Origin of the sequence: Actinoplanes sp. NPDC049599 (genome assembly GCF_044465625.1) — a bacterium.
GTDB lineage: Bacteria > Actinomycetota > Actinomycetes > Mycobacteriales > Micromonosporaceae > Actinoplanes.
In genome coordinates this window covers 445,292-459,677 of record NZ_JBITLX010000003.1, presented here as the reverse complement: position 1 = coordinate 459,677, position 14,386 = coordinate 445,292, and the positions used below count along the sequence as shown (strand labels likewise).

Annotated in this window: 16 protein-coding genes; 12 read left to right on the top strand and 4 right to left on the bottom strand. The window is 71.5% G+C overall.

Features of this window, described 5'->3' with window-relative positions; all coding sequences use genetic code 11:
• Positions 1 to 11: 11 nt before the first annotated feature.
• The 3 genes from ACIBQZ_RS08360 to ACIBQZ_RS08350 all read left to right on the top strand — a co-directional run bounded on the left by ACIBQZ_RS08360 (position 12) and on the right by ACIBQZ_RS08350 (position 2,865).
• Complete coding sequence (locus ACIBQZ_RS08360; protein ID WP_396087793.1) at positions 12 to 1,322, top strand: sensor histidine kinase; 1,311 nt, start codon at positions 12 to 14, stop codon at positions 1,320 to 1,322.
• 31 nt (positions 1,323 to 1,353) lie between these two features.
• Positions 1,354 to 2,037: a response regulator gene (locus tag ACIBQZ_RS08355; RefSeq protein ID WP_396087792.1), complete on the top strand. Its 684-nt coding sequence runs from the start codon at positions 1,354 to 1,356 to the stop codon at positions 2,035 to 2,037.
• 420 nt (positions 2,038 to 2,457) lie between these two features.
• Positions 2,458 to 2,865, top strand: a complete 408-nt coding sequence (locus ACIBQZ_RS08350; protein ID WP_396087791.1) for a hypothetical protein — start codon at positions 2,458 to 2,460, stop codon at positions 2,863 to 2,865.
• A 9-nt stretch (positions 2,866 to 2,874) separates the two neighbouring features.
• On the opposite strand, the gene ACIBQZ_RS08345 is transcribed toward ACIBQZ_RS08350, so the two are convergent.
• Entirely contained in the window at positions 2,875 to 3,720 is an 846-nt protein-coding gene (locus ACIBQZ_RS08345; protein ID WP_396087939.1) for a hypothetical protein, read from the bottom strand.
• Positions 3,721 to 3,861: 141 nt separating this feature from the next.
• On the opposite strand from ACIBQZ_RS08345, the gene ACIBQZ_RS08340 reads away from it, so the two are divergent.
• Positions 3,862 to 4,683 (top strand): sugar phosphate isomerase/epimerase family protein, encoded by an 822-nt coding sequence (locus ACIBQZ_RS08340; RefSeq protein ID WP_396087790.1) that lies wholly within the window; start codon positions 3,862 to 3,864, stop codon positions 4,681 to 4,683.
• Between the two features lie 9 nt (positions 4,684 to 4,692).
• Here the strand turns inward: ACIBQZ_RS08340 and ACIBQZ_RS08335 are convergent, their stop codons facing one another.
• Positions 4,693 to 5,235, bottom strand: coding sequence for a CGNR zinc finger domain-containing protein (locus ACIBQZ_RS08335; RefSeq protein ID WP_396087789.1), 543 nt, complete (start codon positions 5,233 to 5,235; stop codon positions 4,693 to 4,695).
• An 80-nt stretch (positions 5,236 to 5,315) separates the two neighbouring features.
• On the opposite strand from ACIBQZ_RS08335, the gene ACIBQZ_RS08330 reads away from it, so the two are divergent.
• The 5 genes from ACIBQZ_RS08330 to ACIBQZ_RS08310 all read left to right on the top strand — a co-directional run bounded on the left by ACIBQZ_RS08330 (position 5,316) and on the right by ACIBQZ_RS08310 (position 9,111).
• Positions 5,316 to 6,236: a proline dehydrogenase family protein gene (locus ACIBQZ_RS08330; RefSeq protein ID WP_396087788.1), complete on the top strand. Its 921-nt coding sequence runs from the start codon at positions 5,316 to 5,318 to the stop codon at positions 6,234 to 6,236.
• 186 nt (positions 6,237 to 6,422) lie between these two features.
• A complete protein-coding gene (locus tag ACIBQZ_RS08325) occupies positions 6,423 to 6,635 on the top strand; it encodes a helix-turn-helix domain-containing protein (protein ID WP_125803603.1) in 213 nt (70 codons plus the stop codon).
• 176 nt (positions 6,636 to 6,811) lie between these two features.
• Positions 6,812 to 6,913 (top strand): 30S ribosomal protein bS22, encoded by a 102-nt coding sequence (locus tag ACIBQZ_RS08320; protein ID WP_007465623.1) that lies wholly within the window; start codon positions 6,812 to 6,814, stop codon positions 6,911 to 6,913.
• A gap of 69 nt (positions 6,914 to 6,982) precedes the next feature.
• On the top strand, positions 6,983 to 8,071 hold the full coding sequence (locus ACIBQZ_RS08315; protein WP_396087787.1) for an NAD-dependent epimerase/dehydratase family protein: 1,089 nt from the start codon (positions 6,983 to 6,985) through the stop codon (positions 8,069 to 8,071).
• Entirely contained in the window at positions 8,068 to 9,111 is a 1,044-nt protein-coding gene (locus ACIBQZ_RS08310) for a lysophospholipid acyltransferase family protein (protein WP_396087786.1), read from the top strand. Before ACIBQZ_RS08315 ends, ACIBQZ_RS08310 begins: the two co-directional genes overlap by 4 nt.
• A gap of 72 nt (positions 9,112 to 9,183) precedes the next feature.
• On the opposite strand, the gene ACIBQZ_RS08305 is transcribed toward ACIBQZ_RS08310, so the two are convergent.
• Together ACIBQZ_RS08305 and ACIBQZ_RS08300 are read right to left on the bottom strand one after the other, a co-directional pair.
• Positions 9,184 to 10,335: a DUF5667 domain-containing protein gene (locus ACIBQZ_RS08305; RefSeq protein WP_396087785.1), complete on the bottom strand. Its 1,152-nt coding sequence runs from the start codon at positions 10,333 to 10,335 to the stop codon at positions 9,184 to 9,186.
• A gap of 181 nt (positions 10,336 to 10,516) precedes the next feature.
• On the bottom strand, positions 10,517 to 11,467 hold the full coding sequence (locus ACIBQZ_RS08300; RefSeq protein ID WP_396087784.1) for an ECF subfamily RNA polymerase sigma factor, BldN family: 951 nt from the start codon (positions 11,465 to 11,467) through the stop codon (positions 10,517 to 10,519).
• Between the two features lie 307 nt (positions 11,468 to 11,774).
• Here ACIBQZ_RS08300 and ACIBQZ_RS08295 point away from each other — a divergent pair, with 307 nt between their 5' ends.
• From ACIBQZ_RS08295 to ACIBQZ_RS08285, 3 genes are read left to right on the top strand one after another with little or no spacing between them, the layout of a single operon-like run.
• Entirely contained in the window at positions 11,775 to 13,283 is a 1,509-nt protein-coding gene (locus ACIBQZ_RS08295; protein ID WP_396087783.1) for an AMP-binding protein, read from the top strand.
• Positions 13,280 to 13,528: a glutaredoxin family protein gene (locus ACIBQZ_RS08290; protein WP_396087782.1), complete on the top strand. Its 249-nt coding sequence runs from the start codon at positions 13,280 to 13,282 to the stop codon at positions 13,526 to 13,528. Before ACIBQZ_RS08295 ends, ACIBQZ_RS08290 begins: the two co-directional genes overlap by 4 nt.
• A gap of 9 nt (positions 13,529 to 13,537) precedes the next feature.
• Entirely contained in the window at positions 13,538 to 14,179 is a 642-nt protein-coding gene (locus ACIBQZ_RS08285) for an HAD family hydrolase (RefSeq protein WP_396087781.1), read from the top strand.
• Positions 14,180 to 14,386: the final 207 nt, after the last annotated feature.

Genomic DNA, 14,386 nt, shown 5'->3' with positions numbered 1-14,386 from the left:
ACGATCGCAGCGTGGATCCGGTGTACGGCATAACCCTCGTTCTTGTCGCCCTCGCCCTTGGCGCAGTGGCGGGGTTCCTGCTGGCCCGGCGCCGCCGGACCGGGCCACCGGTCGCCGCCGTGCCGGACAAGCCGGCCAAGGCCCGGTCGACCGAGGGGGGACGAAAGATCGACATCGACGAGGAGCGCACCGGCAAGCACGGGCTCAAGGGTCTCGGCCGCAAGAGCCTGGACTCGCTGCGGGTCGGCGTGGTGGTGCTCGACGCCGAGGACGAGCCCGTCCTGGTCAACCCGGCGGCGCGCGCCATGGGGCTGCTGCGCTCCGGCGGCGCGCCCGGGACGATCGCGGCGCACCCGATCCTGCGTACCCTCGCGGGCCAGGTCCGCCGCACCGGCGTCCGCCGCGAGGTCGAGCTCGACCTGCCGCGCGGTCGCGCCGGCGGCGCCCAGGCGCCGCTCGGGCTGCACCTGCGCGCGGTCGCGCTCAACTCCACCCACGTCGCGGTCGAGGCGGCGGACGTCACCGAGTCGCACCGGCTGGCCCGGGTACGCCGGGACTTCGTCGCCAACGTCAGCCACGAGCTCAAGACCCCGATCGGCGCGCTGCAGTTGCTGGCCGAGGCCCTGCTGGACGCGACCGAGCTGCCCGAGGCGGAGCTGGCTGACCGATCCGAGGACCTGATCGCGGCCCGCCGGTTCGCCGAGCGCATCCACCACGAATCCGCCCGGATGGGCCGGCTCGTCAACGAACTGCTCGAACTGACCCGGCTGCAGGGCGCCGAGCCGCTGCCCACCCCGGAGCCGGTCGCGCTGGACTGGGTGATCGCCGAGGTGATCGACCGCACCCGCACCACGTCGTCGGCCAAGGGCATCGAGGTCGTCTACGCCGGTGCCAAGGGCGCCACCGTGTACGGCAGCGACAGCCAGATCGCCACCGCGGTGACCAACCTGGTCGAGAACGCGATCGCCTATTCCGGCGACGACACCCAGGTCGTGCTGGCCATGCGCGAGGACGACGACTGGATCGAGATCGACGTCACCGACCAGGGCATCGGCATCGCCCCGCACGACGTCGACCGGATCTTCGAACGCTTCTACCGGGCCGACCAGGCCCGGTCCCGCTCGACCGGCGGCACCGGCCTCGGCCTGGCCATCGTCAAGCACATCGCCACCAATCACGGCGGCCGCGTCGAGGTCTCCAGCACCCTCGGCGGCGGCTCGACGTTCACCCTGCGCCTACCGGCGCGCCCCCCGGAAACCCCCATGCCGTTACCGGCGGCGATTGAGATCGAGTCCGGCGCGGCCGGGCTCCCTTCGGCCTGATCCAGGCCGGCCCCGAAGGAAGGAACCCCCATTGGCACGCGTGCTTGTGGTCGAGGATGAGGAGTCGTTCTCCGACGCCCTGTCGTACATGCTGCGCAAGGAGGGCTTCGAGGTGTCGGTCGCGCCGACCGGGACCTCGGCGCTGACGCAGTTCGACCGGACCGGCGCCGACATCGTCCTGCTCGACCTCATGCTGCCGGAGATGTCCGGCACCGAGGTGTGCCGGCAGCTGCGGCAGCGTTCCGCCGTACCGATCATCATGGTGACGGCCCGGGACAGTGAGATCGACAAGGTGGTGGGCCTGGAGATCGGTGCGGACGACTACGTCACCAAGCCGTACTCGCCGCGCGAACTGGTCGCCCGGATCCGCGCGGTGCTGCGCCGGCAGGGCGCGGAGGCGGCCGAGGTGACCACCCCGACGCTGGCGGCCGGCCCGGTCCGGATGGACGTGGAACGGCACGTGGTGACGGTGGACGGCACCTCGGTGCAGCTGCCGCTGAAGGAGTTCGAGCTGCTGGAACTGCTGCTGCGCAACGCCGGCCGGGTGCTGACCCGGGGCCAGCTGATCGACCGGGTCTGGGGCGCCGACTACGTGGGCGACACGAAGACCCTGGACGTGCACGTGAAGCGCCTGCGCTCCAAGGTGGAGCCGGAGCCGTCGGCGCCGCGCTACATCGTCACCGTGCGCGGCCTGGGCTACAAGTTCGAGTCGTGACGGAGCCGGCGGGCGGCGTGGATCGCCGCCCGCCCCTTGCTCAATGACTAGTGTGCGTGACGCCGTCCCGGCGCGGCCACCGATGGAATTGGGCGAGGCCGCGCAAGCCCGCCGCACCTCGGGCCCGGTCGGCCCGGACACCCGTGAAGCGGTCCAGATGCGGATCAACGAGGCGCGGGCGAGGCTGACCAGTGCCTGACGGGGCGCGGCCGTGGACGTTGGAATTGTTTCTGGAACGCCTGGATCTCTGGGCGGACGATGCCAAGCCGTCCGCGGACCTCGTGATCATTGTGGCCACCTGGATCCAAAGCCGGATGGACGACCCCTTCGAGGGAGTCGAACGGGTTGAAGGATTCGAGGATCTGTGCCTGGCGCGAAAGGGTGATGTGGGCCGTTCCGGTTGCCGATAGCTTTTCGGCCATGAGCCTCCACACCCCCGCACGCCTGCGGCGGACCGCGCTGACCAACGTCGCCGCGGTTGCCCTTCTCCTCTCCGCGCTGACCGCCTGTGGCGGCTCCGACGCCGGCACCGAGCCGGCCGGGTCGGCCGCCAAGCCCGCCGCCGAGGGTGCGGAGGACGCCGACAAGAAGGCGGTCTCGGCCGCCGACCTCTGCGGCTTCCTGGAGAAGAACGTCGCCGAGTGGCAGTCGATCGGCAGTGAGGTCGGCGCGATGGCCCGGCTCACCACGGATCTCGCGAGTTTCTATGAGGACCACGGGGTGACCCCGGTCGGCAGTGACATGGACGAGCAGACCCTCGCCGAGTGCCCGGAGGTGCGGACCAAGGTCCTCAAGGCCGGCGGGCTGGAGAGCTTCCGCACCTTGTGAGCGTCAGGTTCAGTCGGCTTGCGGTGGGGTGGCGGGCTCGCGTCCGCCGCGCTTCTTCGGGGCCCTGGCGGCCTCCGCGGCCACCGTTGCCGGGTGCGGCGCGACCAGCTTCGACTTCAGCCGGATCGCGCAGTGCCGGGCCAGCTCGTCGTACGCCTCCTGGCCGATCAGCGCGATCAGCTCCGGCGCGTACGTCAGGTACATCGCCTCGGTGCCGACGTGTGCGTCCGGTGAGGACGTGCACCACCAGTCCAGGTCGTGGCCGCCCGGGCCCCAGCCGCGCCGGTCGAACTCGGTGAGCGTGGACAGCAGGTACTTGGTGCCGTCCGGGCGTTTGGTCCAGTCCTGCTCGCGGCGCACCGGCAGCTGCCAGCACACGTCCGGCTTGTAGGTCAGCGGGTGCACCCCGTCGCGCAGCGCCTGGGCGTGCAGCGCGCAGCCGCCGCCACCGGTGAAGTCGGCGTCGTTGAGGAACACGCACGGGCCGTCCTTGGACTGGGTCGCCGTGCGGCGGGCCGGCTTCTCGCCGTCGACCGTGTCCATCTCGGTGTAGTTCTTGAACCCGCGCCGGTAGTGCTGCCAGGTCTCCGGGGTCAGCTTGGCCGCCGCGTTCCGGGTGCGGGTCTCGTCGTCCGCGTCGGTGAAGAACGCGCCGTGCGAGCAGCAGCCGTCCTGCGGGCGGCCGGCCACGATGCCGTGGCAGGCGGAACCGAAGACGCAGGTCCAGCGGGAGAGCAGCCAGGTCAGGTCGGCGCGGACCACGTGCTGGTCGTCGGCGGGGTCGGTGAACTCGATCCATTCACGAGGAAAGTCGAGCGGGACCTCGCGGCTACGGGCGGCGGCCGCCGCGTCCATCACGATGCGAATCTGGGTGCGGCGGCTCACCTGCGACAGCGTACGCGTGCGGGTGGTAAACCCCTGCGCACCCGAGCGATTTGCGCGCTTATATCCAGACTGAGAACTGGTGGGTGTGCCGGACGGGTCTACGCTTGTCCGGTGACTTCCCGTGTCCCCGTGCTCCTGTCCAGCTCCTCCGTCTTCCCCGAGCCGACCGCCGCCGCGTTCGAGATGGCGGCGACAGTGGGCTACGACGGCGTCGAGGTCATGGTCTGGACGGACGCCGTCAGCCAGGACGCCGGCGCCCTGCAGGGCCTCGCCGCCCACTACGACGTCCCGGTCCTGTCGGTCCACGCGCCCTGCCTGCTGGTGACCCAGCGGGTGTGGAGCCCGGACCCGTGGGAACGGCTCAACCGGGCCGCGCAGCTGGCCGAGACCCTGGGTGCGCCGACCGTGGTCGTGCACCCGCCGTTCACCTGGCAGCGTGACTACGCCCGCAACTTCGCCGGCGGCCTGGCCAAGGTGCAGATGCGGCACCCGGACATCACCTTCGCCATCGAGAACATGTATCCGGTGCGGATGGCGGGGCGCACCTTCGTGCCGTACGTGCCGGGCTGGGACCCGACCGAGGCGGGCTACGACGCGTACACGCTCGACCTGTCGCACGCCGCCGCCTCGCGGACCGACTCGCTGGAGCTGGCCGACCGGATGGGCAAGGGCCTCAAGCACGTGCACCTGGGTGACGGCACCGGCGAGGGCCGCGACGAGCACCTGGTGCCGGGCCGGGGCAACCAGCCCTGCGCCGAGTTGCTGCAGTCGCTGGCCGGGCGGGGCTTCCAGGGCTCGGTCGCGCTCGAGGTTTCCACCCGAAAGGTGACCAGCCGCGCGGTCCGCGAGGCCGATCTGCGCGAGTCGCTGGCCTTCGCCCGGCACCACCTGGCGCCGGCCGCGACGGCGACCGCGGCGGTCACCCGGGGCTGAGTGCGGCGGTTACGCCGGGGTCAGGGTGGTGGTCGCGGCGCGCTTGCGGGCGCGGTGCGCGGCCACGTGCGAGCGGGTGGCGCAGCGTTCCGAGCAGAAGCGCCGGCAGTTGTTCGACGAGGTGTCCAGGTAGACGTTGCCGCAGCGCTCGTCCGCGCAGATGCCGAAGCGCGCGCTGCCGTACTCGCAGAGCCAGACCGACAGGCCCCAGACCGCGCCGGCCAGGTATTCCGCGCTGACCGAGGCGCCCCGGCTGGTCACGTGCATGTGCCAGTCGGAGGCGTCGTGCCCGGAGATGCGGGGCTGCACCGGGTACGCCTCCAGCAGAGTGTTCAGCTCGGTGACGGCGTCGGCGTCCCGTCCCGTGGTGCCGTTCTCGAAGACGTCCCGCAACCGGCGCTGGGCCCGGCGGAACACGCCGAGGTCCTTATCGCCGACCTCGTCGCGCATCCAGGCCTGGTCCTCGCTGAACAACGCCCGGAGACCGTCGAGGTCGGCGAGCCCGGCGTTGACGAGCTCGACCGCCGTTCGGGCGTACGCATCGAAGTTCACCCGACAACCGTAGCCGCACGGCGAAGCAATAAGACAGCTCTACCGCGACCCCTGACGGGGACGGGCGATACGCTCGGCCCATGCTCCGTTCCGTCTTTCTCGCCGCCGCCGGTTCGTCCCGGATGGAGCGGCTGATCTCCTCCGCCCCGGTCAGCAAGGGGATCGTCCGCCGGTTCGTGGCCGGCACCGGCGTCGACGACGCGCTGCGCACGAGCCGCGAGCTCGCCGACGACGGACTCGCGATCAGCCTGGACTACCTGGGCGAGGACACGCTGACGGCCGAGCAGGCGACCGCCACCCGCGATCAGTACCTGACGTTGCTGGGCCGGCTCCGGTCCGCCGGGCTGACCCCGGCCGCCGAGGTCAGTGTCAAGCTCTCCGCGCTCGGGCAGAAGGTCGACGACCGGATGGCCTTCGGCTACGCGCAGGAGATCTGCACCGCGGCGGCCGCGGCCGGCACCACGGTGACGCTCGACGCCGAGGACCACACCACCACCGACTCGACCCTGGAGATCCTCGCCGAGCTGCGCAAGGACCACCCGGGCACGGGGGCGGTGCTGCAGGCGTACCTGCGCCGCACCGAGGGGGACTGCCGGGAGCTGGCCACCACCGGGTCGCGGGTGCGGCTGTGCAAGGGCGCGTACGCGGAGCCCGAGTCGGTCGCCTACCAGTCCGCGCTCGACGTGGACAAGGCGTACGTGCGCTGCCTCAACATCCTGATGTCCGGCGACGGCTACCCGATGATCGCCACCCACGACCCGCGGCTGATCGCCATCGCCGAGGACCGGGCCCGCTGGTTCGACCGCTCGGCCGACGAGTGCGAGTTCCAGATGCTCTACGGCGTCCGCCCGGAGGAGCAGGCCCGGCTGGCCGCTGCCGGCCACACCGTGCGCGTCTACGTGCCCTACGGCGACCAGTGGTACGGCTACCTGATGCGCCGCCTCGCCGAGCGCCCGGCCAACGTGGCGCTCTTCGGCCGGGCCCTGGCCAGCAGGAAGTAAGTCACCTTTCGGGGTAGAACGCGCCACACGGGGCGTGTCGACTTGACTTTTTGTGGTTATTTCACGGAACGCATCGCCTTGATCACAGGAGTCTCGATACCGTACTGATGACACGCGCGCCCACCGCCGCGGCGCACGGCCCGACGGCCGCGGCGGAGGCGCCTGCGAAAGGATCGGTGCGAGGAGATGACGGGTCCAGCCCAAGCCGAGGAGCGCCTCGCGGAGGTGCGCTTCCTGACCGTGGCCGAGGTGGCCGCGCTCATGCGGGTGTCCAAGATGACCGTCTACCGGCTCGTGCACGGCGGTGAGCTCAGTGCCGTCCGGGTGGGCCGATCGTTCCGCGTGCCCGAGCACGCAGTGCACACATACCTGCGGGGAGCCTTCAGCCAGACGGCGTGAGCGTGGGGCCGTGTTGGTCCTGGATTCCCCGGGCGGCTACGCTGAAGTGGTTAGCCCCGTGATACCTGTCTGCGTCTGCTGGGCGCCGGGTCAGGGGCAAACCGCCGTCAAGCTCGGTCGGGTGTGCCTACGGGCACGCAGCGACCGGCCCCACATGGTTTCGAGAGGCATTTCGTATGGGCTCCGTGGTCAAGAAGCGTCGCAAGCGTATGGCGAAGAAGAAGCACCGTAAGCTGCTGCGCAAGACCCGCGTCCAGCGTCGCCGTCTCGGCAAGTGATGTCCGGCCGGGCGTGACGCCCGGCCCGGTCACTTGCCTCACCCACCGCCGCATGCGAAAGGCGCGCCCGTGGTGCCGTCTTCACCCGCGGCCCCGCCGAGGGTCGTTGTGGTCACCGGGGTCAGCCGATTCCTCGGTGCCCGGGTTGCTGCCCGGCTCGCCGCGGATCCCCGGATCGACCGTGTCATCGGACTGGATCCGCTCGATCCGCCCCCGGCCCTCGCGGGCCTGCTGGCGGACGTCGAGCTGATCCAGGCCGACGCGCGCGCCGCCACCGGTGCCCTCGCGGAGCTCGGCGCGGAGGCGATCGTGCACCTCGCGGTCACCAGCGCGCCCGATCCGCACAGCGGTGGCCGCGCGGCGATGAAAGAGCAGAACGTCATCGGCACGATGCAGCTGCTCGCCGCGGCCCAGGCCGCCGGGCGGCTGCGCAAGCTGGTGGTGCGCTCCTCCACCGCGGCCTACGGCGCCTCGTTCCGCGACCCCGCGGTCTTCACCGAGGACACCGAGCCCCGGGCGGTCCCGCGTGGCTCCTTCGCGCGCGACATCCTCGACATCGAGGGGTACGTGCGCGGTTTCCGCCGCCGCCGGCCCGAGGTGGCGGCCACCGTGCTGCGGTTCGCGCCGTTCCTCAGCTCCACCGCGGAGACGTCGCTCACCCGCTACTTCGCCCAGCCGGTGATCCCGACCGTGCTCGGCCGTGACGCCCGGCTGCAGTTCGTGCACGTCGACGACGCGCTGGAGATCCTGCACCGCTCGGTGGTCGAGGACCATCCCGGCACGTTCAACGTCGCCGGCGCCGGGGTGCTCGCGCTCTCCCAGGCGGTCCGCCGGGCCGGCCGGATCTCCCTGCCGCTGCCCGAGGGCACGCTGTCCACGGTCGCCGCGCTGGCCCGCAATGTCGGCGTCGGGCAGATCGGTCTCGACCAGATCGACCTGTTCGTGCACGGCCGGGTGGTCGACACCAGCCGGCTGGTCAAGGAGTTCGGCTTCACCCCGCGCACGACGGCGGCCGCGTTCGACGACTTCATCCATGGTCACCTCACCGGCCAGGCGCTGAGCGCCGACCGGCTGGCCGCCGCCGAGCGCGCGATCCTCGACGGCATCCGCCGGGTCCGGTCCGCGGCGTCGCAGGACCAGGAGCACGTGCAGTCATGACCCAGGACGAGTTCCACACCGCGCTGCCCGGGCACGCGGATTTTGAGCTGCCCACGGCCCCGCCGCCGCGGCGGCTGAACGGCAACCGGCCCGGCCGGCGCCGGGCGCTGCCCGCCGCGGCCGGCCACCCGCCGGCGCAGATCGAGGCGGCCGCCCCCGAGGCGGCGCCCGCCAAGCCCGCCGTGCCCGTCGACACGGTCGACATCTGGGACCAGCGGGTCGCCCGCGGGCTCGCGTTCCTGCGCCGCCGGCTGGCCGGGGCATACCAGGTGGACGACTTCGGCTTCGACCCCGAGCTCAACGACGCGGTCTTCCAGCCGATGCTCAAGGTCCTCTACCGGGACTGGTTCCGCACCGAGGTCTTCGGCATCGGCAACGTCCCGGACACCGGCGGCGGGCTCATCGTCGGCAACCACTCCGGCACGCTCGCGCTGGACGCGTTGATGCTCACCGTCGCCCTGCGCGACCAGCACCCGCGCGACCGGCACCTCCGGCTGCTCGGCGCCGACCTGGTGTTCCGCATGCCGGTGCTGTCCGAGTTGGCCCGCAAGGCCGGCGCCACGGTGGCCTGCAACCCGGACGCCGAGCGTCTGATGAGCGAGGGCGAGCTGGTCGGCGTCTTCCCCGAGGGCTTCAAGGGCATCGGCAAGCGCTACTCCGAGCGCTACAAGCTGCAGCGCTTCGGCCGCGGCGGTTTCGTCTCGGCCGCCCTGCGCACCGGCACCCCGATCGTGCCGGTGGCGATCGTCGGCGCCGAGGAGATCTATCCGATCCTGGCCGATCTCAAGCCGCTGGCCCGGCTGCTCGGCATGCCGTACTTCCCGGTGACGCCGACGTTCCCGCTGCTCGGGCCGCTGGGGCTGGTGCCGCTGCCGAGCAAGTGGCTGATCGAGTTCTGCCCGCCGATCCCGACCGCGCACCTCACCGAGTATGCGGACGACCCGATGGTCGTCTACAACCTCGCCGATCAGGTCCGCGAGACGATCCAGACCACATTGCACTCGCTTTTGGAGAAGCGCCCGGACCCGTTCGGCCTGTAACATGTGCAGTGAGGGGCGGCCCCGACTCTCGCAGTCAGACACCGCCCCTCGCCATGCTTGTGCTCGCCCCGCTCAGCTCCCGAAGAGGTTGCCCAGCAGGCCGCCGAGCAGACCCTTGTCCTCTTCGCCGGTGACGTCGCCGACCGGGTCCTGCGAGATCAGTGGCTCCGGCGCCTCCGCCGTCTCCCCGGTCAGCGGCTCGTCGCCCGGCGTGGCCGCGCTGTCGTCGCTGGTCGGGTCGACCGTCGGCGTCGCGGTGCCCTTCGGCCTCGCCTTCTTGCCGGCGTCACCCTTGTTGCCGGTGCCGCTCGTCGCTTCCCGTTGCCCCTGGCCCGACGGCTGGTCGTCGGTCGAGGTGCTGCCCGCGCCGGTGGTGCAGTCGCGCAGCTTCGGGCCGATCGCATCGCTGCCGGCCGGGGTCACCTTGTCGCAGCCCAGCCCGTTCCGCAGGTTGTCGGCCCGCTCGTGCACCGACTCGAGCAGCTTCATCGAGACGAGCGCCCGTTCCCGGTTGCCCGGGCTGAGCTTGTCCAGTCGCGGGTTCAGCACCCGGCGCTGGCCCTCGACGAAGCTGTCGACCGAGGTGAGCGGCGTCTTGTCCGCGCGGGTCACCGCGGACGACGTGAGCAGCTTGACGCCCTGCCGGGTGTCGTTGTCCATGTCGCCGAGCACGTCGCGGAAGCTCGGATTGTCGCCGTCCATCGCGGCCGCCTCGGCGAGCCGGTTGCGGGCGAACGTCAGCGAGAGCTGACCCCGGGTGACATCGGAGCCGGCCATGGCCAGCTGGGCTCGTTCGGTGGAGCGCTTGACGCCGTACAGGGCGTCGCCCGGTGCGGCGTTCTCGCTCGCTGCGGAGATGCCGGAGACGGCCATGGCACCGGCGGCGACGCCGATGACGATGGCACCGCGGGCGCGGATCCGGCGGCCGGTGCGGCCGAGCATCTTGCGGACCGGCTCGGCCGGCTCCTGCTCGGTGGCCGCGGCGGTCGCCCCGATACCGTCCCGCTCGGCCGTTGCCACGAGCATCGCCCGCAGGCCCATCCGGAACTCGGGGTCCACCTGGACCCCGGACCGGGCCGCGGAGAGGCTGTGCCCGATGGCGACCAGTTCGGCGAGTTGCTCGTCGGCCTGCCCCCGGGTGTGGTGGCGACGGCCGCCGTTGGTCTCGTCGAGCAGCTCCGCGAAGCGCTCGGCGCTCCGGCGATCGAAGATGTTCAAGTTCACCGCGGGCACCCCCCTTCGCTCGTGACTGAATCGCCGGCGCCATTGCCGGCGGTCGCGACGGAACCGGTGAGCCGACGGCCCACCACTGGTCGCACCCGGACAAACGCGCGACGGGCGGGCCCGGTTACGGGTGTCAGCTGGGCCGCGGGGCCCACAGAGATCGACATACGGTGAATTGCCGTCACCACTGGAACCCTTCGGGCAGCAGCCGGGCGAGCGCTCGGACGGCCCGGTACTGCAGTGCTTTGATGGCGCCTTCGTTCTTTCCCATGGTCTGTGCGGTCTCGGCCACCGAGAAGCCCTGGAGGAAGCGGAGCACGATGCACTCCTGCTGTTCGGGGTTGAGCTGTTTGACGGCGGTGAGCAGTGCCACGTTGGTGATGTGGTCGACGACGGCGGCCTCGGGACTGCCCTCGGGGCCGCGGTCCTCGCGGTCGGCGTCCAGCACGTCGCCGGTGGTGACCTCGAGCCGGTAGCGGCCGGACTTGAAGTGGTCGGCGACCAGGTTGCGGGCGATGGTGACGAGCCAGGCGCCGAGGTCGCGGCCCTGCCAGGTGAAGCTGCCGATCCGCTTGAGCGCGCGCAGGAAGGTGTCGGAGGTGAGGTCCTCGGCCAGCTGCCGGTTGCCGACCCGGAAGTAGACGAACCGGAAGACCGTGTCGACGTACCGGTCGTAGATCAGCCCGAAGGCCGCGGACTCGCCGGCTTGGGCCCGCTCGACCAGGGCCCACACCTCGGCGGCCGCGTCGCCCGGGTCGGGACGCGCCGGATACTTCGGTGGTTCCACCGCGCTGGGTGGCCCGGTGGTGCTCTGCGCCGGCACGACCACGGTGCTGTCGCTCTCGGTCGTCCCGGTCCGGCGGTCCGGCCCGGCCTGCTGCGGCGCCTGCGGCCGCCCCGGTACGGCCACCCGGCCGGTCCCCGGTTTGATGTTCCCCGTCGGTGGCAGATGCCGGCTCGGGGACTCGTTGATGTGCGGCCGGCTACGGGTCCGCTTGGGTCCGTCGCTGCGGATCGCGTGCGCGATCGTGCCGTCGATGCCCCGGCGGAGGGCGCTCAGGCCCTCCGTGAGCGCGAGACGCGCCGCGAACACGTCACGGCTGTACGGATCGCCGGCGTACACATGACTCACTGCGCCTCCTTGACCCGGCGGGCCGTCGATGAGGGGTGTCAGCACCCGATCCACACAAAAGGGGTGGGGTTGACCGCGGACAGCAGGCCGACCTCACCCACGGATGTGGACTCCGTTACACAGACGGGAAGTATCACGGAGCTTGACCACGGTCAGTCGCACACTGTGTGCGCTGTGCGAAATTACTCCGAAGTGGCGCAGAGTGCACATCAGGAACATCTGCCACCATGTAGGACACCTCGAAAGGGGGGACGGACCTGGCGTCCTGCCACCCGATCGAGGGTCTTCTGTGCCAGACTCGGGCGTCGTGGAGAACAGCGCGCGTGACCCGGTCCGCACATCCGCGCAGCAGCGCCCCGACGCCCCCGCACTGATCGCCGGCCAGACCGTCGTCACGTGGGCCGAGCTGGACGAACGCGTGTCGACAGCGGCCGGGCGGCTGGCCGTGGGCACCGCACCCGGCGACCGGGTGGCGCTGGTGCTCGGCAACACCGTCGACTTCGCCGTCGCCTATTTCGCGGCGCTGCGGGCGGGGCTGGTCGCGGTGCCGCTCAATCCGGGATACACCGCGGACGAGTTGACCTTCGCGCTGTCCGACAGCGGGGCCGGCCGGGTGGTTGCCGAGGATGCGGTGCTGGGTCGGTTGCGGTTGGCGGAGCCGGTAGCCGTACCGCCGGCTGCGCTGCGGTCCGGTGAGCCGGGCGCGCCGCACCCGGTCGCCGCCGACGACCTCGCGGTCCTGCTCTACACCTCCGGGACCAGCGGGCGGCCGAAGGGCGCCATGCTCACCCACCGTGCGCTGGCCGCCAATCACGATCAGCTCGCGCTGATCGAGCCGCCGGTGCTCGCTGCGACCGACGTGGTGCTGCTGGCCATCCCGTTCTTCCACGCCTACGGGCTGAACACCGGCCTCGGCGCGATCGCCCACTACGGCGCCTGCGGGGTGCTGGTGGACCGCTTCGAGCCCGCCGAGACCCTCGAGCTGATCGCGAAACACCAGGTCACCGCGGTCATCGGGGTGCCGTCCATGTACACCGCGTGGTCCCGCGAGGCCGGCGTGCGCTCAGCGCTGGCGACGGTGCGGACGGCGGTCTGCGGCGCGGCGCCCTTCGAGCCGGCCGACGCGGTCCGCTTCACGGCCGAGACCGGCAAGACCGTGCTGATCGGGTACGGCCTCACCGAAGCTGCCCCGGTGCTCACCACGACCGCGGTCAGTCACCGGGAGAAGACCGGCTCGATCGGCCGGCCGCTGCCCGGGGTGTCGCTGGTGCTGCGCACGGCCGACGGCGCGGTGCTGTGGCGCGACGGGCTCGCCGCCGCCGTCGAGGAGGACGCCGAGCTGGACCTCGACCTGGAGGTCAGCGCCGGCACCGACCCGGGGGAGATCGTCGTGCGCGGGGCGAACCTGTTCTCCGGCTACTGGCCGGACGGGCGCGACGGCCCGGACGCCGACGGCTGGTGGGGCACCGGCGACATCGCGTACGCCGACGCGGACGGCGACCTGGTGCTGGTCGACCGGATCGGCGAGCTGATCCTGGTCAACGGCTTCAACGTCTATCCGGCCGAGATCGAACGGGTGCTCGACGCGCACCCGGGCGTGGCCGAGGCGGCGGTGATCGCCATCCCGGACCAGCTGACCGGGCAGGCGCCGTACGCCTACGTGGTGCCCGCCCTCGACCCCCCGCCCACCCCGGCCGAGCTGCAGGTCTACTGCGCCGGCCAGCTGGCCCGGTTCAAGCTGCCGGCCGGCATCGAGCTGGTCACCGAGCTGCCGCACTCGCCGATCGGCAAGGTCCGCAAAGGGGCCCTCCGATGACTCGGATCACCTTGATCAGCCGGGACGGCTGCCATCTGTGTGAGGTTGCCGAGCAGACCCTGGACCGGATCGCTCCCGGGCAGTGGACCCGGGTCGAGCTCACCGGCTCGGTCGAGCTGGAGCGCGACTACGGCGACCGGGTGCCGGTGGTGCTGCTCGACGGCAAGGAGCACGGCTACTGGCGGGTCGAGGAAGACCGTCTGTTGCGGGATTTGGGTAGACCGGCAGGGGCACCCCGGCTGTAATCTCGCGCGGTGGCGCGCACTCATCTTGTCTGGGACTGGAACGGCACCCTGCTCGACGACCTCTCGCTGGTGGTCTCGTCGACCAACCACACGTTCAAGGCGGTCGGCGGGCGCAATGTCGACGCCGACGAGCACCGGCAGCGCTTCCGCCGGCCGGTCGCGGAGTTCTACGCCGAGATCCTGGAACGGGCGGTGGACGCGGCGGAGTTCGAGGAGCTGGACCGGATCTTCCACGAGGCCTACCGGGTCGGGCTGACCACGACCTCGCTGGCCGCCGACGCCGAGGCCGCGATCCGGGCCTGGCCGGGCAGCCAGTCGCTGCTGAGCATGTGGTTCCACGACGAGCTGGTCCCGGCCGTGCGGACGTACGGGCTGGCCGGCATGTTCGCGCGGATCGACGGGCGGCCCACCGAGGTCGACGGCGGGCTCAAGGCCGGCCACCTCGCCCGGCACCTGGCCGAGCTGGGCGTGCCCGGCGACCAGGTGGTGCTGATCGGCGACTCGCTCGACGACGCCGAGGCGGCCGAGTCGGTCGGCGGCGCCTCGGTGCTCTACACCGGCGGGTTCACCGACCCGGTACGGCTGCGCGCCAGCGGCCGCCCGGTGGCGGACACTCTGGTCGACGCGGTACGGCTGGCAAAGGCGTTGTGATACTCGTCGTCGGAATGCGGACGCCATTGGCATAGTCGGGCGTAAAGCGGTAATACTCGGCAGAGAGTTGACGGGGGTTAACACGCCGACTCGATCTTTGTCCAGTTCCGCTATCAAGATCGCGATTTGTGCACGCCTTCACAAGCGCCTACTCTGTGACTCCGACGAGCCCCGCTATCACAGCCGGTTTCCGCAGGCGCCACCGGT